The organism is Kitasatospora sp. NBC_00039 (assembly GCF_045160625.1).
Classification (GTDB): Bacteria; Actinomycetota; Actinomycetes; order Streptomycetales; family Streptomycetaceae; genus Kitasatospora.
The window spans coordinates 2,190,452-2,211,170 of the sequence record NZ_CP108289.1 but is presented as its reverse complement, the minus strand read 5'-3'; the positions used below and the strand labels follow the sequence as shown (position 1 = coordinate 2,211,170).

At 74.6% G+C, this 20,719-nt stretch carries 19 protein-coding genes and 1 pseudogene; 8 read left to right on the top strand and 12 right to left on the bottom strand.

The features are described from left to right. Positions 1-74: 74 nt before the first annotated feature. Complete coding sequence (locus OG286_RS09965) at positions 75-665, bottom strand: sigma-70 family RNA polymerase sigma factor (protein ID WP_396319771.1); 591 nt, start codon at positions 663-665, stop codon at positions 75-77. A gap of 142 nt (positions 666-807) precedes the next feature. Between OG286_RS09965 and OG286_RS09960 the strand changes: the two genes are divergently transcribed. After that, the gene (locus OG286_RS09960; protein WP_396319772.1) at positions 808-1,089 is read left to right on the top strand and encodes a zf-HC2 domain-containing protein; all 282 of its coding nucleotides are present in this window, start codon (positions 808-810) and stop codon (positions 1,087-1,089) included. A gap of 292 nt (positions 1,090-1,381) precedes the next feature. On the opposite strand, the gene OG286_RS09955 is transcribed toward OG286_RS09960, so the two are convergent. Then, positions 1,382-2,287: a hypothetical protein gene (locus tag OG286_RS09955; protein WP_396319773.1), complete on the bottom strand. Its 906-nt coding sequence runs from the start codon at positions 2,285-2,287 to the stop codon at positions 1,382-1,384. A 323-nt stretch (positions 2,288-2,610) separates the two neighbouring features. Here OG286_RS09955 and OG286_RS09950 point away from each other — a divergent pair. From OG286_RS09950 to OG286_RS09940, 3 genes and pseudogenes are all read left to right on the top strand, one after another. Beyond that, positions 2,611-2,853: pseudogene (locus OG286_RS09950) on the top strand (helix-turn-helix domain-containing protein); the annotation flags it as partial. Positions 2,854-3,011: 158 nt separating this feature from the next. Continuing rightward, positions 3,012-3,353: a hypothetical protein gene (locus tag OG286_RS09945; protein WP_405365069.1), complete on the top strand. Its 342-nt coding sequence runs from the start codon at positions 3,012-3,014 to the stop codon at positions 3,351-3,353. 107 nt (positions 3,354-3,460) lie between these two features. Continuing rightward, the gene (locus tag OG286_RS09940; protein WP_396319776.1) at positions 3,461-4,723 is read left to right on the top strand and encodes a cytochrome P450; all 1,263 of its coding nucleotides are present in this window, start codon (positions 3,461-3,463) and stop codon (positions 4,721-4,723) included. Positions 4,724-4,738: 15 nt separating this feature from the next. Here OG286_RS09940 and OG286_RS09935 read toward each other — a convergent pair whose 3' ends face one another. Both OG286_RS09935 and OG286_RS09930 read right to left on the bottom strand, forming a co-directional pair. Then, positions 4,739-5,482 (bottom strand): N-acyl homoserine lactonase family protein, encoded by a 744-nt coding sequence (locus OG286_RS09935; RefSeq protein WP_396319777.1) that lies wholly within the window; start codon positions 5,480-5,482, stop codon positions 4,739-4,741. A gap of 56 nt (positions 5,483-5,538) precedes the next feature. Next, positions 5,539-5,997, bottom strand: a complete 459-nt coding sequence (locus OG286_RS09930; RefSeq protein ID WP_396319778.1) for an Lrp/AsnC family transcriptional regulator — start codon at positions 5,995-5,997, stop codon at positions 5,539-5,541. Between the two features lie 118 nt (positions 5,998-6,115). Here OG286_RS09930 and OG286_RS09925 point away from each other — a divergent pair, with 118 nt between their 5' ends. From OG286_RS09925 to OG286_RS09915, 3 genes are all read left to right on the top strand, one after another. After that, positions 6,116-6,742, top strand: coding sequence for a LysE family translocator (locus OG286_RS09925; protein ID WP_396319779.1), 627 nt, complete (start codon positions 6,116-6,118; stop codon positions 6,740-6,742). 21 nt (positions 6,743-6,763) lie between these two features. After that, on the top strand, positions 6,764-8,167 hold the full coding sequence (locus tag OG286_RS09920) for a CoA transferase (protein ID WP_396319780.1): 1,404 nt from the start codon (positions 6,764-6,766) through the stop codon (positions 8,165-8,167). A gap of 136 nt (positions 8,168-8,303) precedes the next feature. Next, on the top strand, positions 8,304-8,939 hold the full coding sequence (locus tag OG286_RS09915) for a DUF6461 domain-containing protein (protein ID WP_396319781.1): 636 nt from the start codon (positions 8,304-8,306) through the stop codon (positions 8,937-8,939). A 64-nt stretch (positions 8,940-9,003) separates the two neighbouring features. On the opposite strand, the gene OG286_RS09910 is transcribed toward OG286_RS09915, so the two are convergent. Then, positions 9,004-9,645 (bottom strand): HdeD family acid-resistance protein, encoded by a 642-nt coding sequence (locus tag OG286_RS09910; RefSeq protein ID WP_396319782.1) that lies wholly within the window; start codon positions 9,643-9,645, stop codon positions 9,004-9,006. Between the two features lie 250 nt (positions 9,646-9,895). On the opposite strand from OG286_RS09910, the gene OG286_RS09905 reads away from it, so the two are divergent. Then, positions 9,896-11,773, top strand: coding sequence for an NAD-binding protein (locus OG286_RS09905; protein WP_405365067.1), 1,878 nt, complete (start codon positions 9,896-9,898; stop codon positions 11,771-11,773). Positions 11,774-11,938: 165 nt separating this feature from the next. On the opposite strand, the gene OG286_RS09900 is transcribed toward OG286_RS09905, so the two are convergent. From OG286_RS09900 to OG286_RS09870, 7 genes are all read right to left on the bottom strand, one after another. Next, positions 11,939-12,727 carry an enoyl-CoA hydratase gene (locus tag OG286_RS09900; protein WP_396319784.1) on the bottom strand — a complete coding sequence of 263 codons (789 nt, stop codon included), beginning with the start codon at positions 12,725-12,727 and terminating at the stop codon, positions 11,939-11,941. A gap of 259 nt (positions 12,728-12,986) precedes the next feature. Continuing rightward, the gene (locus OG286_RS09895; protein ID WP_396319785.1) at positions 12,987-14,048 is read right to left on the bottom strand and encodes an enoyl-CoA hydratase/isomerase family protein; all 1,062 of its coding nucleotides are present in this window, start codon (positions 14,046-14,048) and stop codon (positions 12,987-12,989) included. Positions 14,049-14,193: 145 nt separating this feature from the next. After that, positions 14,194-15,414 (bottom strand): fumarylacetoacetase, encoded by a 1,221-nt coding sequence (gene fahA / locus OG286_RS09890; RefSeq protein WP_405365065.1) that lies wholly within the window; start codon positions 15,412-15,414, stop codon positions 14,194-14,196. Continuing rightward, complete coding sequence (locus OG286_RS09885) at positions 15,411-16,295, bottom strand: hypothetical protein (protein ID WP_396319787.1); 885 nt, start codon at positions 16,293-16,295, stop codon at positions 15,411-15,413. The genes fahA and OG286_RS09885 overlap by 4 nt, the downstream gene beginning before the upstream one ends. Beyond that, positions 16,292-17,491 (bottom strand): homogentisate 1,2-dioxygenase, encoded by a 1,200-nt coding sequence (locus tag OG286_RS09880; protein WP_396319788.1) that lies wholly within the window; start codon positions 17,489-17,491, stop codon positions 16,292-16,294. The genes OG286_RS09885 and OG286_RS09880 overlap by 4 nt, the downstream gene beginning before the upstream one ends. 74 nt (positions 17,492-17,565) lie before the next feature. Further along, a complete protein-coding gene (gene hppD, locus OG286_RS09875) occupies positions 17,566-18,780 on the bottom strand; it encodes a 4-hydroxyphenylpyruvate dioxygenase (protein WP_396319789.1) in 1,215 nt (404 codons plus the stop codon). 293 nt (positions 18,781-19,073) lie between these two features. Then, a complete protein-coding gene (locus OG286_RS09870; RefSeq protein WP_405365063.1) occupies positions 19,074-20,402 on the bottom strand; it encodes a phosphoribosyltransferase family protein in 1,329 nt (442 codons plus the stop codon). Between the last annotated feature and the right edge of the window lie 317 nt (positions 20,403-20,719).

Sequence of the window (20,719 nt, the reverse complement as noted above, 5' to 3'; positions counted from 1 at the left end):
GCCGGCCGGGGTACCGGCGGCCGGGGTGGCGGTGCGTCGGCGCCGCCACCCCGGCGCGGGCGTGCGTGATGCCGTCAGCAGGCCGCCGCCAGCTCGGCGGCCGGCCCCGGCGGGGGAGCCTCGCCGCGTTCGGCGGCGCGGAGCCGGGCTATCAGCTCCTCGCGGGCCCGGGCCACCCGGGAGCGGACGGTGCCGACCGGGCAGCCGGCCACCTCGGCGGCCTCGGCGTAGCTCAGCCCGACCACCTGGGTGAGCACGAAGGCCTCCCGGCGCTGCGCCGGCACCCGGTCGAGCAGGTCCCCGAGCGCGATCCCGTCCTCGAACCCGGCGGCGGGCAGCGTGCCCTGCCGCTCGGCGGCCTCCTGCCAGTCGGGCAGGGCGGCGCAGCGCGGCCGGGCGGCCGCCGTGCGGTAGCGGTCGATGACGGTCCGCCGGGCGATGGACAGCAGCCACGTCCGGGCCGAGGAGCGGCCGGCGAACCCGGGCAGGCTGCGGAGGGCGCGCAGGAAGGTCTCCTGGGCGAGGTCGTCGGCCGACTGCACGTCGGTGAGGTGGGCGACGAACCGCCACACGTCCCGCTGGGTGGCCCGGACGAAGGCCTCGACGTCGGCGGCCCGGCCCTCCCGGGCAGCCAGGGCCAGCGTGGTCAGCTGCTCGTCATCCACGGCGGCCTCCCGTGTGGTATCCCGTAGGACGTCCCGTGCGGGCGTTCCCGCCGGCGTCCGGGGCGGGTGGTGTGCCTGTGGTTCCTGCGGCGCCACCCACCCGGCCGGTCCGATGTGCCGGGTGATGCGGGACGATGGTCGGATGAGATGCGCCCAGTTCCGTACCGCTCTTTCCGCCCGCCTCGACGGTGAGGCGGCCGGTGTGCCGGACCGGCGGGTGGACAAGCACGTCGCCCGGTGCGAGGCCTGCCGGGAGTGGCTGGAGCGGGCGGAACGGCTGCGCGGCGCGGTGCCGGGGGCCGGTGCCGGGGGCCCGTCGGCGGACTGGTCGGCGAAGCTCCTCGCGAGGCTCGGCGAGGCCGGCGGCCTCGGCGGGAACGGCATCGGTGCGGACGGGCCCGGTGTGGGTGACCGTCCCCGGTAGGGAGACGACGGGCGGATCGACGAGGACGGTGGCGCCGGACGAGGCCGGTGCGCCGTCGTGGTCAGGCATGGAAGGTCCTGAGGGGAGGGCTGGGGAACGGCCGCCGCGGGCGGCACGCTCGGCGTCGGTGGGGCCCGGCCGGGTACGCCGCGGCGCCCCGGTGGGGCGGCGGCAGGCAGGCGCGGGCCCGGGCCCTGGCGGCGTGGCCGGTCGGCCACGGAACGGCGCAGGGCGACCTGCCCACCGCGCAGCGGACGCCGGGAGCGGCGTCGGGTGTCGGACGGTGGGCGCGTCAGCAGGCGGGGGCGGCGCACGGCGGGCCGCGCCGGATCAGGGCGTGCGAGAGCAGCACCAGCCGCGGCGGGCGGACCCGGTGGGCGGCGGGTCCGGGTGGGGCCGGCGGCCGGAAGCCGCTCGGCCGGCACCACAGGGCGAGCAGCGGCGCGAGCAGCGCACCCGCCAGGACGGCGCCCAGCGCGCCGAGCAGCTCGAACAGCCGGGCCAGCGCCGTCTCGCCGCGCCAGAGCAGCAGCGCGCAGGCGAGCGCGGCGAGCACATGGGCGGCGAGCATCCCGACCGACATGCCGTGCGCCGCCATGTCGTGCCCGGACATCCCCGAGCCACCGGACACCCCGGGCATCCCTGGCATCCCGGACATGCCCGAACCGCCGGAGCCTCCGGACATCCCGGGCATGCCGGCCGTCCCCGCCATGCTCTGGTCGGCCGTCCCGGCGGACACCGCCCCGCCGTGTGCGCCCAGGTGGTGCGACCCGGCGGGCGGCCGGAGGTTCCCGGGGGGCGGGACGTCGGGGTCGATCCCGGCCATCCGGGCCAGGTCGGCCGGCGAGATCCCGGCCGGCGCCCGTTCCGGGTTGCAGAGCAGCAGGCCCGCCCAGTCCGTCGAGCCGAGCCGCGCCAGCCCGCTGCCGGACGCGAGGGCCCCGGCCTGTTCGAAGGTCAGGTGCAGCGCGGTCTGCGCCGCCACCATCCAGACGCTGATCGGCCCCAGCCCGCGGCGGCCGCCGGCGAGCAGCCAGGTGAACCCGAGGGTGACCGCGAACGCGCCCGCGAGCACCGGCGCGGAGACCCCGGAGCCGGCCATGGCGACGTGCGCCGTGGCGGCCAGCGCCACGCAGAGCGCAGCGAAGACCACGGCGCGCAGCGAGCGGATCCGGTCGGTCATCACGATGACACTCATCGTCGCACCCGCCCCGCCCGGCCCGTACCGCCCCCTCGGTTATTGGCCGGTTCCGCCCCCGTGAGAGCATGCCCGGCCGCGCCGTTCGGGCACCGCGCGGCGCAGCGCCGGCGGTCGGACGACCGACACGGGGCCGGCGAGGACGGAGAGGCGGGCCCGGCCGGTGTACGGGTTGATTCTCCTGATCCTCCGACGTATGCCCCGGCCTTCGGGCCAGGGAGGAATTCGGGCTTCGGGAGCAGGGTTCGCCGGCACACGATCAGAGGCCTTGCTCATGGCTGGAGTTCCTGTAAGGCGACCACCACCGTGAGAATGGCGTACAAGTGCCGCGCTACCCGGACTCCGGGCAGGCGGCCGTGCTGCGCCGTACGTTCGGGTGTGTGCGCCTGGTATGGAACAGGACTCTTGCCGACCGGCATGCCCGGTACCACGGCGAGGGGAGGTCCACCTCGTACAAGGAGACCGACGCGGCGCTGACCGGTTGGAAGAAGACCGAGGAGCTGGCGTTCCTGTCCGAGGTGTCGTCGGTACCGTTGCAGCAGACGCTGCGCCACCAGCACGCCGCCTCGTTCGCGAGGGGGGAGGAAGTCGAGACTATCGCGAGGACGATCTCGCGGCGGTGGTCCACCTGACGGAAGCCACGGCCGGGCTCGGCCAGGAGCCGGTGTTCTCCCTCGGGAGTGAATCGGCGCGCTGACCTCCCGCCAGCCCGCTGTGGGCGGACGTGGACCTCGACGCGCTGGTCGGCGCGAGCGAGCTGTTCACCCCGGCCGACATCGAGTACGCCGCCCGGGTGGCCGCCCAGGCCGCCTTCGAGCGGGACCTCACCACGCCGGACGGCGTCGCCGACGGCGTCGAGGGTGCGAGCACCGCCGACTACCTGGCGGCCATCGGCCAGGCCCAGCCGACCGTCACCCCGCCGATGATCGGGAGTTCGGCGCGGACATCACGTCCCACGCCCGGGTGTGACTGCCGTTCCCGAGACGCGGCCGTTCCCGAGACGCGGCCGGTTCCGAAACGTTGCCATCCGCGAAAAGCCGGTAATCATAAGGTAATTGCGGTTTGACACCGTCCCTGTCGGTGCTGACTAGATGTGGGCCTCACCAGCACGCGGACTTCCGGAGCCACTTCCGGAGCCTTCCCGGTGGGCACCGACAGGACAGGAGGCCCGGCATGGGCACAGCGACCGCACCCGAAACCCCCGCGGCCGACCTCGCCGACCCCCGTTTCTGGCAGCTCTCCGCCCCCGACCGTGCCGCCGCCTTCGCCGAACTGCGCCGCCTCCCCGGCCCGGTCCACTTCGGCGAGCGGGCGGCCGGCCGGTCCGGCGGCCGGGGCTTCCACGCCCTCGTCCGGCACGCCGACGTCGTCGAGGCCAGCCGCACCCCCGCCGTCTTCCTCAGCGGTCCCGGCGTCACCACCCCCGAACCCGCCCGCTGGGTCCGGCTGCTCTTCGGCGACTCGATGGTCAACCTGGACGACCCCCGCCACGCCCAGCTGCGCCGGATCGTCTCCCGCGCCTTCACCCCGCGCCTGATCGCCAAGGTCGAGGACGACATCCGCGAGGTGGCCGCCCGCCTGGTCGACCGGGTGGAGCGCGACCGGCCCGAGGACTTCGTCGCGTCGGTCGCCGCCGAACTCCCCTTCCGGGTGATCTGCAACATGATGGGCATCCCCGAGGAGCCCCGCCGCGCCATCCTCGACCAGGTCAACCACGCCTCCGAGCACACCGGCGTGGCCCGCCCGCTGCGCAGCCGGCTCCGGATGCCCGGGCGCGGGCTGCGCGCGCTCGCCCGGATGCAGGGCATGGTCGCCGACCTCGGCCGCGAACGCCGCCGCCGCCCCGCGGACGACCTCATCTCCGCCCTGGTCACCGCCGATGTCGACGGCCGCCGGCTGACCGGGCGCGAGCTCGGCGCCTTCTTCTCCCTGCTGCTGGTGGCCGGCGTCGAGACCACCCGCAACGCGCTCGCCCACGGCCTGCACCTGCTCACCGCCCACCCCCGGCAGCGCGCCCTGCTGCTCGGCGACCCCGACCGCCACCTCGGCGGCGCGGTGGACGAGATCGTCCGCCACGCCACCCCGATCATCCAGTTCCGCCGCACCCTGGCCGTCGATCACCGCCTCGGCGGCCCCGACGGGACCCTGCTGCGCGCGGGGGAGAAGGCGGTGCTCTTCTTCGGCTCCGCCAACCGCGACGAGGCCGTCTTCACCGACCCGGACGCCTTCGACATCACCCGCACCCCCAACCCCCACCTCGGCTTCGGCGGCGGCGGCCCGCACTACTGCCTGGGCGCGTACCTGGCCCGGCAGGAGATGAAGGTGCTCTTCCGCGAACTGTTCACCCGCCTGCCGGAGGCCCGCTCGGTCGGCGGGCCGGAGCTGGTCCCGTCCACCTTCGACAACCGGGTGCGCGCACTGCGGTTCGCGTTCTAGGGGCGCGCCCCACGGCTACCCGGCCGGCTCCCAGACCGCGTTGTCGTGCGCGAACAGCACCCGGCTCGGCGCGAACTGCGCGAGCCGGTCGACCCAGGCCCGGTAGCCGGGCAGCGGCGGCGCGACGCCCTCGGCGGCCGCCTGCCGGGCCAGCACCGCCGAGCCGTACTCGGAGGCGAAGTCGTACGCCTGGCCGGCCAGCACCACCGGGCCGCCGTCCGGCCGCTCCACCACCAGCGACTGGTGCCCGGCGGTGTGCCCGGGGGTCGGCACCACCCGCACGCCCGGCCAGACCTCCGCCTCGCCGTCCAGCTCGCGGTAGGCCACGCCGGGGAAGTCCACCAGCGCGTCGACGGTGTAGTCGCCGCGCCGGGCCGTCGCCAGCTCCACCGCCTGCACCAGCACCGGCGTACCGGCCAGCAGCGGGTTGCCGCCGCAGTGGTCGAAGTGGAGGTGGCAGTTGACGACGAGGCCGATGTCGGCGAGCGCGACCCCGGCCGCCGCGAGCGCCGCCGGCAGCGGCCGCCGGACCGGCCGGTAGTGGGCCTCGGTCTCCGGGTCGGCGGTCTGCGGATCGCCGCCGCCCACCCCGGTGTCGAAGAGCAGCAGCCCCTCCGGCCGCCGCACCAGGTAGGCGAACACCGGCTCGACGCGCGGCTCGGGGCCGCCCGCGGTGGGCCCGCCCGCGTTCGGGCCGCCCGTCTCGGACGCGGGACGGACGAAGTAGCCGAGGTCGAGACGGCGGATCGTGCTCTGCATGGCGTGGCCCCCTGGAAACGGTCCGGGAGCTGCGGTCGGCCCCCGCCGTTCGCACCCTACCCGCCGGTCGGGATGCCCCGGTCGGCCTTCACCTGCTTCATCGTCAGGTGCGAGTTCACCTGGGCGATCCCGGGCAGCCCCGAGAGCACGTCGGTGATGAACCGCTCGTACGCCGTGATGTCCGCCACCGCGATCCGCAGCAGGTAGTCCGGCTCGCCGAACAGCCGGTGCGCCTCCACCACGTCCGGCAGCTCCGCCACCCGGCGCTCGAACTCCGCCACCGTGGCCCGGTCCTCGTGCCGCATGGTGATCGTCACGAAGGGCTGGAAGCCACGCCCCACCGCCGCGCCGTCCAGCAGCGCCCGGTAGCCGCGGATCACGCCGTCCTGCTCCAGCTGCCGCACCCGGCGCAGACAGGGGGAGGGGGTGAGGTCCACCCGGGCGGCCAGCTCGGCGTTGGTGAGCCGGCCGTCCTGCTGGAGCTCGTGGAGAATTCTGCGGTCGATGCGGTCCATGGCGCAATATTCTGCCAAAGAGTGGCCCTGACCAGCGCGAAGTGGCCATCGCGTGCCGCCCCGCTCCGGCTACCTTCAGTAACCGGAACGCCCGCGACGAACACGACAGGTCAGCACCATGGACACCCACGCCCTCCTCCTCTTCCTGGGGGTCGACCTGCTGCTGGTCTGCACCCCCGGCCCCGACTGGCTCTACATCGCCGCCCGCGGCCTCGGCCAGGGCCGCCGCGCGGCGTTCACCGGCGTCACCGGCGTCTGCGCCGGCTACGCCGTGCACACCCTGCTCTCCAGCGCCGGCCTCGCCGCCGCCCTGCGCGCAGTCCCCGCCGTCCTGCCCGTCCTGCGCCTCACCGGGGCCGCGTACCTGGTCTTCCTCGCCGCCACCATGCTGCTCGCGCTGCGCCGGGGCGGCTCGGCCGTCCTCGCCGAGTCCCGCCCGCAGCCCACCGCCATCGTGCTGCGCCAGAGCATGCTCACCGCCTTGCTCAACCCCAAGGGGCTGCTGCTCTACCTCTCCCTGGTGCCGCAGTTCGTCGACCCCGCCGCCGCCCTGCCGGTCGGCGGCCAGGTGCTCGCCCTCGGCTCGCTCAACGTGCTGGCCTGCGCAGTCGTGTACGGCCTGGTCGCCCATGCCAGCGGACGCCTCGGCGGCCGGTTCGGCTCCACCCCGCAGGCCGCGCGCCGGATGACCGTCGTCTCCGCGGTGCTGCTGATGCTGGTGGCGGGCGTCACTGCGGGCGCCTGAGAACGGGAGCAGAATGCGGGCATGACAGAGCGTCCGATGCCCCCGGTCGACCAGCCCGCCCCCCACGACGCGCCGACCGCGCACGCGTGGGACGCCCTCGGCGGGCCCGCCGGGCTGCTGGAGCGGGTCTCCTTCCACGGCCCCGACCGCGTCCTGCCCGCCCGGCTCCCCGTCCGCCGGCTGGCCCGGGCCACCGTCGCCGCCTGTTCGCTGGCCGCCGCCGAGCTGTCCGCCCTGCGGGCCGGCGGCGCCGTCCCGGAGGTGAGGATCGACCAGGGAGCCGTCGCCACCGCCTTCGTCAGCGAGCGCCATCTCCAGATCGACGGCCGCACCCCGGTCAGCTTCGCGCCGCTCTCAGGCTTCTGGCAGGCCGCCGACGGCTGGGTCCGCACCCATGCCAACTACCCGCACCACCGCGACCGGCTGCTCGGCGTCCTCGGACTGCCCGCCGACGCCGGGCCCGAGCAGCTCGCCGGGACGCTTCGGGAGCACCCGGCCGCCTGGATCCAGGACCGTGCCTACGCGGCGGGGGCGCTCGCCGTCGCCATCGCGCCGCCTGGTGACACCACGCACCCCCTCGTCGAGATCCGGGTGGCCGACGCCGCCGCCGCCCGCCCGCTGGCCGCCGCACCGCTGCCCGCCGCCGGCGTCCGCGTCCTCGACCTCACCCGGGTGATCGCCGGCCCCGTCGCCACCCGCACCCTCGCCCTGCTCGGCGCCGACGTCCTGCGCGTCGACTCGCCCCGGCTGCCCGAGGCCGAGGACGCCCACGCCGACACCGGCTTCGGCAAGCGCTCCACCCGCCTCGACCTCGCCGACCCGGCCGACCGCGCCGCGTTCGAAGTGCTGCTCGCCACCGCCGACGCCGTCGTCACGGGCTACCGCCCCGGCGCACTGGACGCCTACGGCCTCGCCCCCGACGCCCTGCTCGAACGCCGGCCCGGCCTGATCGTCGCCCAGCTCAACGCCTGGGGCTGGACGGGCCCCTGGGCCGGGCGCCGGGGCTTCGACAGCCTGGTCCAGGCCGGCGTCGGCATCGCGGCCGTGGAGGCGGGTGACGGTGCCGGGGCTCTCGGTCGCGCCGGGCGCCCCGGCGTGCTGCCCGCGCAGGCCCTCGACCACGGCACCGGCTACCTGATCGCGGCCGGCGTCCTGCGCGCCCTCACCGACCAGCGCACCGGCCGGCCCGGCGGCCGCCACCTGCGCTACTCCCTGGCAGGCACCGCCTCCTGGCTCCAGCACGGCATCATGCCCGCCCCGCCGCTGAACGACCTGCCCTACGAGCCCGAGCGCTGGCTCGCGGAGACCGACTCGCCGTACGGCCGGCTGCGCCACGCCCTCCCCCCGGTCTCCTACACCGGCGCACCCACCGACTGGACCCGCCCGCCCGGGCGCTGGGGGACGGACGCGCCGGCCTGGCGCTGACGAATCCGGTGCGGCGCCGACGGGTGGGCCCGGCGCGGACGAGGCGGTGCGGTGCGGACGAGGCGGTGCTGTGCGGTGCGGTGCTGATGCCGTCCCAGGTGCCCGGGTGTCGGAGGCATCTGGCAGCATCCCTCACATGCCTGCACACGCCACCGACTTCACCTGGTTCGAGGACCGCTACCCCGACCTCGCCGAGGCCTACTGCCTGACGCACGTCCAGGGGATCTCCGCCGACGATCTGCTGCGGCGGTTCGACGCCGCCCCGGGCCGTCGGGTCACCGGCCTGGCGGCGGTCGTGGAGGCCTGGGAGGAGTTCGACGACGGCGAGGACGAGCACGCCCCGGACGGCGACGAGGAGCTGATGCTCGTCGCCGTCACCGAACTCGACGGCTGGGCCGTCGCGGTCGAGGTCAACGGCTACCTGGGCTCCCTGTGGGACGTGCTGCCCAGGCTCGCCGAGGGCACCCGCCTGGTCTCGCACTTCCGCAACTGCAACGCGGTGGACAGCTTCCACTGGCAGGAGGGGGCGCTGAACCGGCTGCATTTCGAGCCGCTCTTCCCCACCCAGCGCGACGGCGAGGACGCCGAGGCCCCGGGGGTGGCGGAGCTGCTCGCGCACTGCGGCTTCGACCTCACCGACGCCGACCACGCCGGGCCCAGGCTGCACACCGAGGCGGCGTTCGCGCTCGCCGAGCGGCTGACGGACGTCCGCCTCACTCCGGAGCGCCTGGACGCGGCGGGCTTCCTGCTCGGCTACGCCCCGCAGCCGTAAGCGGCCGTAGCGGCCGTTTGCGGGCGCGCGCAGAGGTGGGTGGCCGGGGTCCCCGGCTTCGGGGTCAGACGCCGGAGGGAATCTGCTTGGCCCGGGAGCGGACCTGGAAGGCCGTCACGATCTCGATCAGGCCCAGGATCACCAGCCAGCACCCGGCCAGGACGGTGAGGGCGGTGATCGACCCGACCGGCCAGACCATCAGCAGCACGCCCGCCAGCGTGTTGGCCACGCCGGCGAAGGCCTGCCAGCCGCGGGCGGGCATGGCGTCGTCCGAGATCGCGGCGGCGAGCTGGGTGATGCCCCGGAACAGCCAGCCGATGCCGATCCAGATCGCCAGCAGCAGCAACGACTGCGCCGCGCTGCGGAAGCAGAGCAGGCCGAGCAGCACGCAGATGGCGCCGCTGATGAACGCCAGCACCCGCATGGCGGTACTGGCGTGCGTGCCGAAGGCGGCGACCAGCTGCACGATCCCGATGATCAGCAGGTAGAGGCCGAACAGCACGCCCACCACCAGGAGGGTCTGCTTGGGCCAGACGAAGACGACGATCCCGAGCGCGAGCGAGGCGAGCCCGGCGATCAGCAGCACCTGCCAGGCGGCCTTGGCGAGCAGCGCGAGCGGGCCCTGGACCGGGGAACCGTTGGGGGTGATGATCGGGGAGACCACGGTGGCGTACTCCTGACGGCGGGTGACGGGCGGGGGCGCCACGGGCCCGCATCGGCCTCTGCGGGCCGGTGCGCGCCTGTGACGGGCGGGCGCTCCTCATGATCGTCACGGGAGGGGTCGGCCGCCCGTCGGGTACGCCCGTTCGAGGGACGGCACGGGTCGGGCACGGGCGGGCACGGGGCTGGCCCCGGGCGCGGGGCCGCGGATCCGGTGACCCGGGGCGCGAACTGATCTCCCCTCAGTCATCCCGGGGCCACCTTCCGCTCACACGCGGTAGATATCATCCCTCGATATGACTTCTGCAGGGTGGGGGACCCTTCCGGTCGAGCCGGTCAGCCAGCACTACATCGTCTGTGGCGGCAACGCGCTCGCCCACCGCTTGATCGTCGAACTCGTCGAACACTACGAGGTCCCGGTGGTGGTGCTGGTCCCGGACCGCGCGCGCGAGCACGCGCCGCAGATCGAGCAGCTGCCCGGTGTCGCCGCCGTGGTCGAGTACAGCAGCCTCACCGAGGAGGCGCTGCGCGCCGTCCGGGTCGAGACCGCCCGAGGGATCGCCCTGGTCGACGGCAGCGACCAGGAGAACATCCACGCCGCGTTGAGCGCCCAGGAGCACAACCCCGACATCCGCATCGTGCTGCGGATGTTCAACCAGCGGCTCGGCGAGAACATCGAGCGGCTGCTGAAGAACGGCGCCGCGCTCTCCGGCTCCGCCACCGCGGCGCCCGCGTTCGCGGCAGCCGCCCTCTCCCGCCCCAACTCCGTCCAGGTCGGCGACCGCTTCCTGCACATCGCCTACGACGACGACATCGACTCCGGCCGGATCTGCATCGTCGCCGACCAGATCGACCGGCAGGACCTCACGCGGATCCGGCTGCTGCCCGAGCAGGAGGGCGACTCGGCCCCCTTCGTCCGGCTGGCCTCCGAGTTCGGCGACGAGGGACCGGTCCGGCGGGGTGGAGCCGTGGGCGGCCTCGGCGGAGCCGGCGGCGGGGGAGATGGGGGAGAGGGCAGGGGAGAGGGCGGGGGAGTTCCTGCGCAACGGGAGCCGGAGCCCGAGGAGACCGGCGGCGTGGCCGCGCTGCAGGCCCTGCCCAGCGAACCGCCGGTCCGGATCGCCTGGGCGCGCCGACTGCGCTGGCGGCTGCTCGACACCCTGCGCTACTTCACCAGCGCCCGGCTCCGGCTGGTGCTGATCACCGCGCTCGCCGCGGTGCTGATGGCCTTCGGCCTGCTCTGGTACCTCAACCGGGACTTCGGCTGGTCGCTCTACGTCTCGCTGCTCGACCTGGCCGGCGCGGCCCAGCCCGACCAGCCCGCCGACGCGGCCTCGGGCGCCGGCACCGGCGGCCTCTGGCAGCGGGTCGCCCAGGTGGTGATCACCTTCTGCGGCATCACCTTCGCGCCGGTCGCCACCGCCGTCATGGTCGAGGTGCTCGGTTCCGGCCGGCGCGGCCAGCACCGCAACCCCGGCGCCGGCACCCGGGACCACGTCATCGTGGCAGGCCTGGGCAACGTCGGCACCCGCGTCGTCGCCCAACTGCACGGTCTGGGCGTGCCGGTGGTGGGGCTGGAACGTGATCCGCAGGCGCGCGGCATCTCGGCGGTCCGCGCGCTCGGCGTGCCGGTGGTCGTCGACGACGGCCCGCTGGCGGAACAACTGCGCCGGGCCCGGCTCCAGCACAGCCGGGCGGTCGTCGCGGTCAGCGGGGACGACGCCACCAACCTGGAGGCGGCACTGGAGGCGCGTGCGGGGCGGCCGGACGTCCGGGTGGTCGTCCGGCTGTTCGACGACAACTTCGCGAGGCACGTCTACGCCACGCTGGACAACGCGGCCTCCCGCTCGACCTCCTACCTGGCCGCGCCCGCCTTCGCCGCCGCCCTGATGGGGCGGGAGGTGCTGGGCACCCTGTCGGTCTTCCGGCACGTGCTGCTCATCGCCGAACTGCGGGCCGAGGACGGCAGCGGCCTGATCGGCATGAACCGGCACGACCTGGAGGACCCGGGCGGCGTCCGTGTGGTCGCCGTCCGCCTGGCCCGCAGCCCGCACACCTACCAGTGGAACTACCCCGACCGCACCCAAGCCCTCGTCCCCGGCGACCGGATCGTGGTGGCCGCGACCCGTAGCGGCCTGGCCCGGCTCAACACGGCGCTGGCGAGTGAGGAGTGACGGGCCGGGCGTCGACGGGTCGCGGCCGGCAAGTCCCGGTGGACGGACGGCGGCTGACGGACTTCAGCATCCGTCAGCCGCCATCGGTGGCGCGTCACCCGACGGCGGCCGGCCGACGGCGGCCGGTCGCCGTCGCCGAACCGCTGCCGGTCGCCGCCGTTCCGGTCAGCGGTGGGTGAAGGAGGCGGGCCGCTTCTCGGCGAAGGCGGCCATGCCCTCCTTCTGGTCGGCCGTGGCGAACGCGGCGTGGAACAGGCGCCGCTCGAAGCGGACGCCCTCGGCGAGGGTGGTCTCGAAGGCGCGGTTGACGCTCTCCTTCAGCATCATGGCGGCCGGGGCCGACATCTCGGCGACCTTCTCGGCGACGGCCAGCGCCTCGGCCAGCAGCTGGTCGGCCGGGACGATCCGGGAGACCAGGCCGGCCCGCTCGGCCTCCTCGGCACCCATCATCCGGCCGGTCAGACAGAGCTCCATCGCCTTCGCCTTGCCGACCGCACGGGTCAGCCGCTGCGAGCCGCCGATGCCCGGGATGACACCGAGCTTGATCTCCGGCTGCCCGAACTTCGCGGTGTCCGCGGCGAGCAGGATGTCGCAGAGCATCGCCAGCTCGCAGCCGCCGCCCAGCGCGAAGCCGGCCACCGCCGCCACCACCGGCTTGCGCAGCTCGCCGAGCCGGTCCCACGGGCCCAGCCAGTCGTCCAGGTAGACGTCGGGGAACCGGTTGCCCTGCATCTCCTTGATGTCGGCGCCGGCCGCGAAGGCCTTCTCCGAGCCGGTGATCACCAGGGCGCCGATCTCCGGGTCCCGGTCGAAGGCGGTGGCGGCCGCGACGACCTCGTTCATCAGCCGGGTGTTCAGCGCGTTCAGCGCCTCCGGCCGGTTGAGCGTGATCAGCCCGACCCGGCCCTTGCGCTCGACCAGGATCGTCTCGTAGGTCTCGGTGGTCTCGGTCATCGCCGTTGACTCCCATGTCCGCTGCTCGGCACCGCTCAGGGGGCGCCCTGACCGCCCAACAATCTCCGAAGCACCCCTGCTCGCGCCAGTCTTGCCATGCGAGACGGTCGTCACGGATCGTGCCGCCCGCCGCCGTCGACCACGGGCGGACCCGCACGCGCCGTACGGCTCGGTGGCCGCACGCCGGAGCGCTCGGCGGCCCGCCGCGGCGCGAGCGGCGACGGTGACCGACCGCCCCCGGGGGCCCGGCCCCGCCCGATCAGGCCAGGCCCAGCTCGTCGCCCTCGAACGGCGCGAAGTGGCGGGCGACCTCCGCCTCCGAAACCCCGGCGAGGTCGGCGGGCGACCAGCGCGGGTTGCGGTCCTTGTCCACCACCTGCGCGCGGATGCCCTCGACCAGGTCGTGCCCGGCCAGGGCCGCACAGGAGATCCGGTACTCCTGGTCCAGCACCGCCTCCAGCGTGGGCAGCGTGCGGGCCCGCCGCAGCGCGGCCAGGGTGACCTTGACGGCCGTCGGCGAGTTCCCGAGCACCTGCTCGGCCGCCTCCTTGGCCTCCGGGAGCCCCGTGTCCAGCAGCCGCGCGACGATCTCCTCGACGGTGTCGGCGGCGTAGCAGGCATCGATCCACTCCCGCTGCGCCGCGAGCGCGGCGGTCGGCGCCGCCTCGGCATGAGCAGCGACGGCGGCGGCGACGGCGGTGGCGACGGACGCGGCCGGGTCCGCTGCGGTGGTCAGCTCCGCTAGCAGCGCGGGGACGGCCGCCGAGGGCACGAAGTGGTCCGCGAAGCCGCAGAGCAGCGCGTCCCCGGGCCCCATCGAGGCGGAGGTGAGCCCGACGTGCGTGCCCAACTCGCCGGGGGCGCGGGCCAGGAGCAGGCTGCCGCCGACATCCGGCACCAGGCCGATCCGGGTCTCCGGCATCGCCACGGTGGAGCGCTCCGTGACGATCCGCACCGCGCCGTGGGCGGAGAGACCGACGCCGCCGCCCATCGTGATGCCGTCCATCACGGCCACGTACGGCTTCGGGTACCGGGCGATCAGGGCGTTCAGCCGGTACTCGTCCCGGAAGAACGCCCGCGACCCGGCCCCGCCCGCCTTGGCGTCCTCGTGGATCGCCCGGATGTCCGCCCCCGCGCAGAGCCCGCGCCCGCCGGCCCCGGTCAGCACCACGACGCGCACGGCGTCGTCCGCCGCCCAGCCCTCCAGCGCCGCGTGGACGGCCGTGATCATGCCGTGCGTCAGCGAGTTGAGCGCCCGCGGCCGGTCGAGCACGATCCGCCCGACGCCGCCGTCCCGGTGGACCTGCACCTCTGCACTCATCGGGCCCGCTCCCGTTCCTCGTCGCCGCGTGTTCGAAGATCCTCGCCGCCCACGGTACAAGGTCCTGTCCGGACAGGGGCCGGGGTGGCGGGCGTGCGAAGGGCGGCACCGGGAGTCCGGCGCCGCCCTTCACCCACCGCGGCCCTTACGGCACGACCCGGCCGGTCACCTCGCCGAAGCCGACCACCGTGCCGTCGCGGCCGGGGGCGGTGGCGGTGATGGTGACCTCGTCCCCGTCCTCCAGGAAGGTGCGCGTGGTGCCGTCGGGGAGCTTGAGCGGCTCCTCGCCGTTCCAGGTGAGCTCGATCAGCGCGCCCCGGGTCTCGGGCGCGGGGCCGCTGACGGTGCCCGAGGCGAAGAGGTCGCCGGTGCGCAGCGAGGCGCCGTTCGCCGTCATGTGGGTGAGCTGCTGCGCCGCCGTCCAGTACATCGAGGCGAACGGCGGGCGCGAGACCGGGTGCCCGTTCAGGCGGATCTCCAGCCCGAGGTCCAGGCCCCAGGGTTCGCCGCCGCGGTCGTCCAGGTAGGGGAGCGGCTCGACGTCCCGGGCCGGCGGGGTGACCCGCGCGTGCTCCAGGGCGTCCAGCGGCACGATCCACGGCGAGACCGAGGTGGCGAAGGACTTGCCGAGGAACGGGCCGAGGGGCACGTACTCCCAGGCCTGGATGTCCCGTGCCGACCAGTCGTTGACCAGGCAGACGCCGAACACGTGCTCGCGGAATTCGTCCAGGGTGACGGGCGTGCCGAGCGTGGACGGGGCGCCGACCACGAAGCCGACCTCCGCCTCGATGTCCAGCCGGCGGGTCGGGCCGAAGGACGGCACCGCGTCGGCGGGCGCCTTGCGCTGCCCGTGCGGGCGGACCACCGGGGTGCCGGAGACCACGACCGTGCCGGCCCGGCCGTGGTAACCGATCGGCAGGTGCTTCCAGTTGGGGGTGAGCGGGTCCGAGCCCGGGCGGAAGATCCGGCCCAGGTTGGTGGCGTGGTGCTCGGAGGCGTAGAAGTCGACGTAGTCGGCGACCTCGAACGGCAGGTGCAGCCCGACCTCGGCCACCGGGACCAGCAGCGGCGAGAGAGCCTCCCGGAACGACTCGTCGGTGAGCCAGTGCGTCAGCGACGCGCGGACCTCCGACCAGACCGGACGGCCCGCACCCAGCAGCGGGTTGAGGGTGTCGGCGTCCAGCAGGGCGGACGGCGCCCCGGCGGCGCGGGCGGCGGCGCCGGCGTCGAGGACGAACTCCCCGATGCGCACGCCGATCCGCCGGCGGCCGGGCCGGTTGGCCGCCGTGAAGACGCCGTACGGCAGGTTGTGCACGCCGAACGGCGAGTCCTGGGCGCTGGCGAGCCAGCTGCGGGGCGTGGTCAACGGTCCTCCTGGGGCGTGGGGCTGGGGCCGGCCCCGGGCGACAGCAGGCCGAGGGCGGCCAGGTCGTCCAGGGGCTCGGCGATGCTGCAGGTGCCGAACGCGGTGAACGAGTTCCGGATCACCGTAACCTGACGGTCGGTCAGTTCGCGGACCGCCTTGGCCAGCACCTCGCCCGAGCGCTCCGCCAGCACCTCGGCCGCGGCCCGCCGGTCGGTCTCCAGCGCGGCCAGCAGGACGTTCAGGAAACCGTGGTGCTCGAAGCCGGTGACCGGGTCGGTGTGCCGGACGGCGTTGTGCAGCCCGGCCGTGCACTTGTACGGCAGGCCGCGTTGCGCGCAGCCGGTGAGGAAGCCGGCCAGCTCGTCCTCGTCCGGGAAGGCGCCGGCCAAGACCCCGCCGGTGCGGAACTTCGCCCGGTACGGGCTGTCGACCAGAACGTCCAGCACCTCGCCCAGGGCGTCACCGCCCAGCAGTTCGCGCGGCAGCTCGACGGCAGCCGGCACGTCCGGTGGCAGCAGCAGGTCGAGGGCGGCCACCGCCTCGTGGGCGTCCCGGGTGGCCAGCTCGACGCCGGCCAGTTCGAACGGCGCGGCGGCGGCGAGCGCGGGGCCGAGCTCGGCACTGCCCCCCGGCAGTACGAGCCCGATCCGGAGAGCGCCGCCCGCGCCGGCCGGGGCCGCCGCGGCCAGCTCGCCCAGCCGGCCCGCGCCGCAGAGCAGCGGGCCGACCGCCTCGGAGTACCACGCGGAGCGGTGCGCGCGGTGCGCCGGCACCGCCTCGGCGAGCGGCAGGTTCCCCGGCGGGAACACCGCCGCGTCGTCGAAGAGGCCCTGGAAGAGCGGGGGGACGGCGCCGTCGGATCCGGTGGGGGCGCCGCTCATCGCTGCGGCCCCCGGCCCGACCACGTCCAGGCGTAGTTGGAGTCCTCGCTCGCCCGGCCGCCCTCGCCGAGCTCCAGCGGGCGGAAGGTGTCCACCATGACGGCGAGCTCGTCGAAGAACTCCACGCCGATGCTGCGCTCGTACGCACCCGGCTGCGGGCCGTGGGTGTGGCCGCCGGGGTGCAGCGAGATCGAACCCTGGCCGATCCCCGAGCCCTTGCGGGCCGCGTAGTCGCCGCCGCAGTAGAACATGACCTCGTCGCTGTCCACGTTGGAGTGGTAGTACGGGACGGGGATCGACAACGGGTGGTAATCCACCTTGCGGGGTACGAAGTTGCAGATCACGAAGCCGTTGCCCTCGAACACCTGGTGCGCGGGCGGCGGTTGGTGGATCCGGCCGGTGATCGGCTCGTAGTCCCGGATGTTGAGCACGTACGGGTAGAGGCAGCCGTCCCAGCCGACCACGTCGAACGGGTGGTGCGGCACGGTGTACCGGGTGCCCGAAATGCCGTTCGCCCCCCGGTGCTTGACCAGCACGTCCACGTCCGTGCCCTCGACCAGCAGCGGGCCGGACGGGCCGCGGAGGTCCCGCTCGCAGTACGGGGCGTGCTCCAGCAGCTGGCCGTACTTGGAGAGGAAGCGCTTCACCGGGGTGATGTGGCTGTTCGCCTCGATGCAGTACGCGCGCAGCGGCTCGTCGCCGGACGGCACCCAGCGGTGGGTGGTCGCCCGGGGGATGACCACGTAGTCGCCCTGGCCGACCTCCAGCGTGCCGAACACCGTCTCGACCGTGCCCGTGCCGGACTCCACGTACACGCACTCGTCGCCGAGCCCGTTGCGGTACAGCTCGCTCGGGGCCCCGGCGGCGACGTACGAGATCCGCACGTCGGCGTTGCCGAGAACGAGGCGCCGGCTGCCGACGACGTCCGCGGACTTCCACTCCTGGCCCGCGAACAGCTCGTGCAGCTTGAGGTGGCGGGGGAGCAGGGGATGGTTGGCCACCGTGGACTGGTCCGGCAGCTCCCACGGCAGCGCGTCCACGACGGCCGAGGGGATGCCCCGGTGATAGAGCAGCGAGGAGTCCGAGGAGAACCCCTCCTCGCCCATCAACTCCTCGTAGTACAGCCCGCCCTCGGGTGTGCGGTGCTGGGTGTGCCGCTTGGGCGGGATGCTGCCCAGCTGCCGGTAGTACGCCATCGTCCTGCTCCTCCTGGCCCGTCCGTCGGTTCCTTGCCGGTCACCGCGTGACCGGCTCTGATCAGGGGTGGTGATCAGAGGTTGCCGCGACGGTCCTGCTCGCGCTCCAGGGATTCGAAGAGCGCCTTGAAGTTGCCCTTCCCGAAGCCGAGCGAGCCATGCCGTTCGATGAACTCGAAGAACACGGTCGGCCGGTCGCCCTGCGGCTTGGTGAAGATCTGCAGCAGGTAGCCGTCCTCGTCGCGGTCGACCAGGATGCCGCGCTTCTTCAGCTCCTCGACCTCGACGCGCACCTTGCCGATCCGGGCGCGCAGCTCCGGGTCGTCGTAGTACGAGTCGGGGGTGGAGAGGAACTCCACGCCGTTGGCACGCAGCTGGTCGACGGTGGAGAGGATGTCGTTGGTGGCGAGCGCCAGGTGCTGGCAGCCCGGGCCGCCGTAGAACTCCAGGTACTCGTCGATCTGCGACTTCTTCTTGGCGATGGCCGGCTCGTTGAGCGGGAACTTCACCCGGTGGTTGCCGCTGGCCACCACCTTGGACATCAGGGCCGAGTACTCGGTGGCGATGTCGTCGCCGACGAACTCCGCCATGTTCACGAAGCCCATCACCCGGTTGTAGAACGAGACCCACTCGTCCATCTTGCCGAGCTCGACGTTGCCGACCGCGTGGTCCAGCGCCTGGAACAGCCGCTTCGGGTGCCCGGCCGGGCGGGTCACCCTGGTCTGGGCGGCCACGAAGCCCGGCAGGTAGGGGCCGTGGTAGCGGGAGCGGTCGACCAGGGTGTGCCGGGTCTCGCCGTAGGTGGCGATCGCGGCGCGGCGCACGGTGCCGTGCTCGTCGGAGACGTCGTTCGGCTCCTCCAGCACCCTGGCGCCCTGGGCGCGGGCGTGCGCGATGCACTTGTCGACGTCCGGCACCTCCAGCGCCAGGTCGACGACGCCGTCGCCGTGCCGGCGGTGGTGGTCCAGCAGCGGGCTGTCCGGTGCGACACCGCCCTTGATGACGAAGCGGCAGGAGCCCGAGCGGAGGACGAAGGCCTTGCGGTCGCGCCGACCGGTCTCCGGACCGGAGTAGGCGACCAGCTCCATGCCGAACACGGCCTGGTAGAACTGCGCCGTCTGGGTGGCGTTGCCCACCACGAACACGATGGCGTCCTGCGCGATGACAGGGAACGGGTCCGTGGCGGGGTCGTGCTCGACGAGTCCGACGAGGCGGCGCAGCTGCTCGGCGTCGAGACCGGCCTCGCGTTCCTCGGGGGTGAGCTCAAGGGCGTGGGACTGCGGGGTCATCGGTCGTTCCTCCACATTGAGGCCTCGGCATTGAGGCATCCGCTTGAGGCGGCCGCGCCGCATAGGGTGGGCGGTGCGGCTGAGCGGAGAGCTTGCTCCTTGCGGGGTGGTTGGGCAACAGGTCGGCATTTCACTGTTCAATGTGTACAAGCTGATCAGGAAATCCTGGGTTCGGCTGGGCAAAATGTGCTGCTGATCGGGGTGACGGCGTAATCTGCCGACACCGGCTGGTCGGCCGGTCGGCCGGGACGGCGGTGCCGGCCCGGCGTGCCTGGTCAGGCGGGTCCGCCCGGTCAGGCCGGCCGGACCGGTGAGCCGGGTGGCAGGTGGCGCAGGAACCAGTCGCGGGCCAGCTCGGCGACCCGGTCCAGTGTGCCCGGTTCCTCGAACAGATGGCCCGCGTGCGGCACCACCGCCAGTTCACTCTCGCAGCGAAGCCGGGACCGCGCCTGCCGGTTCAGATCGATCACCGCGCCGTCCCGGGCGCCCACCACCAGCAGCGTCGGCGCGGTGACCGCGGCCAGCCGCCCGGGACCGGCGAGGTCCGGACGCCCGCCCCGGGAGACCACGGCGCGCACGTCGTCGCCCAGCCGGGCTGCCGTCCAGAGCGCGGCGGCGGCGCCGGTGCTGGCGCCGAAGAGGCCGAGCGGGAGCTCCTGCGTCTCCTCCTGGTCCGCGAGGCGTCCGGCGACGGCGGTCAGCCGGGCGCCGAGCAGGTCGACGTCGAAGACCTTCCGCCGGTCCGGCTCCTCGGCCTCGGTGAGCAGGTCGAACAGCAACGTCGCCAGGCCTGCCCGGTTGAGGTACGCGGCGACGAAACGGTTGCGCGGGCTGTGCCGGCTGCTGCCGCTGCCGTGCGCGAACACCACCACGCCCGCCGCCCGCGCCGGGACGGTCAGCCGCCCCGCCAGCAGGACGCCGGCGGCCGGTACGGTCAGCTCACGGTCCACCTCGACGGGCGCCGGCGGGTGGCCGCCACGCGCCTCGGCGAGCAGGCGCAGCACCTCGTCGTCCCCGGTCTGCGAGAAGTCGGCGTAGAACTCGCCGATCGCGAAGAACGGCGACGGCGTTCCGACACAGACCAGCTCGTCGGCCACGTCCGAGAGCCGGTCGGTCCAGTCCCCGGGTGCCACCGGGACGGCCAGGACCACCCGGTCCGCGCCCCTGGCCCGGACGATCCGGCAGGCCGCCCGGGCGGTGGAGCCGGTCGCGACACCGTCGTCGACCACGACCACGGTGCGACCGCGCAGGTCGGCGGGCGGGCGGTCGCCCCGGTAGCGGCGGGCACGGCGCTCCAGCTCGGCGCGCTCCGCCTGCTCCACCCGGGCGAGCTGCTCGGCACTGACCCCGGCGAGGCGCATCACCTGGTCGTTCAGCACCCGGACGCCGTCCTCGCCGATCGCGCCCATGCCCAGCTCCGGCTGGTAGGGCACGCCCAGCTTGCGGATCACGCAGATGTCGAGCGGGGCGCCGAGCGCTGCCGCCACCTCGGCGGCCACCGGCACACCGCCGCGCGGGAGGGCGACGACGACGGTGCCGGGGCCGCGCAGGTGGCCCAGGCGGGCGGCCAGCTTGCGGCCCGCGTCGGTGCGGTCGGTGAAGTGGGTATCGGTGACGTGCATGGCGCGGCCTCCGAGTTCCACCGTACGTCGGCGGGGCGGAGGTGGGGCGGGGGTGCAGGTGGGGCCGGCTGCGGTTGGGCGGGGGCCGGGCCGGGCGGGGCCGGGGTGGGCGGGGCCGGGGTGGGGCGCGGGTGGCCTTCGGCGCGGGCATGTCCCGTGCTCAGCCCGGGACGCGGATGGGCCCGGTCGCCCGTGCGCCCGGGACACCGGGCACCGGAATGTGGGGTCGGACCGGCCGTCCGGTGGGCGTCTCGCCCGGCCGGGCGGCCGCGTCCGAACCGGCTGCGCCCGCCCGCACCGAGGCGAGGCCCGAACGG

Bases quoted from the DNA above. Each gene is read 5' to 3' on its own strand.
- OG286_RS09960 (WP_396319772.1), top strand. From the start codon at position 808: ATGAGATGCGCCCAGTTCCGTACCGCTCTTTCCGCCCGCCTCGACGGT.
- OG286_RS09955 (WP_396319773.1), bottom strand. From the start codon at position 2,287: ATGAGTGTCATCGTGATGACCGACCGGATCCGCTCGCTGCGCGCCGTG.
- OG286_RS09940 (WP_396319776.1), top strand. From the start codon at position 3,461: ATGGGCACAGCGACCGCACCCGAAACCCCCGCGGCCGACCTCGCCGAC.
- OG286_RS09935 (WP_396319777.1), bottom strand. From the start codon at position 5,482: ATGCAGAGCACGATCCGCCGTCTCGACCTCGGCTACTTCGTCCGTCCC.
- OG286_RS09930 (WP_396319778.1), bottom strand. From the start codon at position 5,997: ATGGACCGCATCGACCGCAGAATTCTCCACGAGCTCCAGCAGGACGGC.
- OG286_RS09925 (WP_396319779.1), top strand. From the start codon at position 6,116: ATGGACACCCACGCCCTCCTCCTCTTCCTGGGGGTCGACCTGCTGCTG.
- OG286_RS09920 (WP_396319780.1), top strand. From the start codon at position 6,764: ATGACAGAGCGTCCGATGCCCCCGGTCGACCAGCCCGCCCCCCACGAC.
- OG286_RS09915 (WP_396319781.1), top strand. From the start codon at position 8,304: ATGCCTGCACACGCCACCGACTTCACCTGGTTCGAGGACCGCTACCCC.
- OG286_RS09905 (WP_405365067.1), top strand. From the start codon at position 9,896: ATGACTTCTGCAGGGTGGGGGACCCTTCCGGTCGAGCCGGTCAGCCAG.
- OG286_RS09900 (WP_396319784.1), bottom strand. From the start codon at position 12,727: ATGACCGAGACCACCGAGACCTACGAGACGATCCTGGTCGAGCGCAAG.
- OG286_RS09895 (WP_396319785.1), bottom strand. From the start codon at position 14,048: ATGAGTGCAGAGGTGCAGGTCCACCGGGACGGCGGCGTCGGGCGGATC.
- OG286_RS09885 (WP_396319787.1), bottom strand. From the start codon at position 16,295: ATGAGCGGCGCCCCCACCGGATCCGACGGCGCCGTCCCCCCGCTCTTC.
- OG286_RS09880 (WP_396319788.1), bottom strand. From the start codon at position 17,491: ATGGCGTACTACCGGCAGCTGGGCAGCATCCCGCCCAAGCGGCACACC.
- hppD (WP_396319789.1), bottom strand. From the start codon at position 18,780: ATGACCCCGCAGTCCCACGCCCTTGAGCTCACCCCCGAGGAACGCGAG.
- OG286_RS09870 (WP_405365063.1), bottom strand. From the start codon at position 20,402: ATGCACGTCACCGATACCCACTTCACCGACCGCACCGACGCGGGCCGC.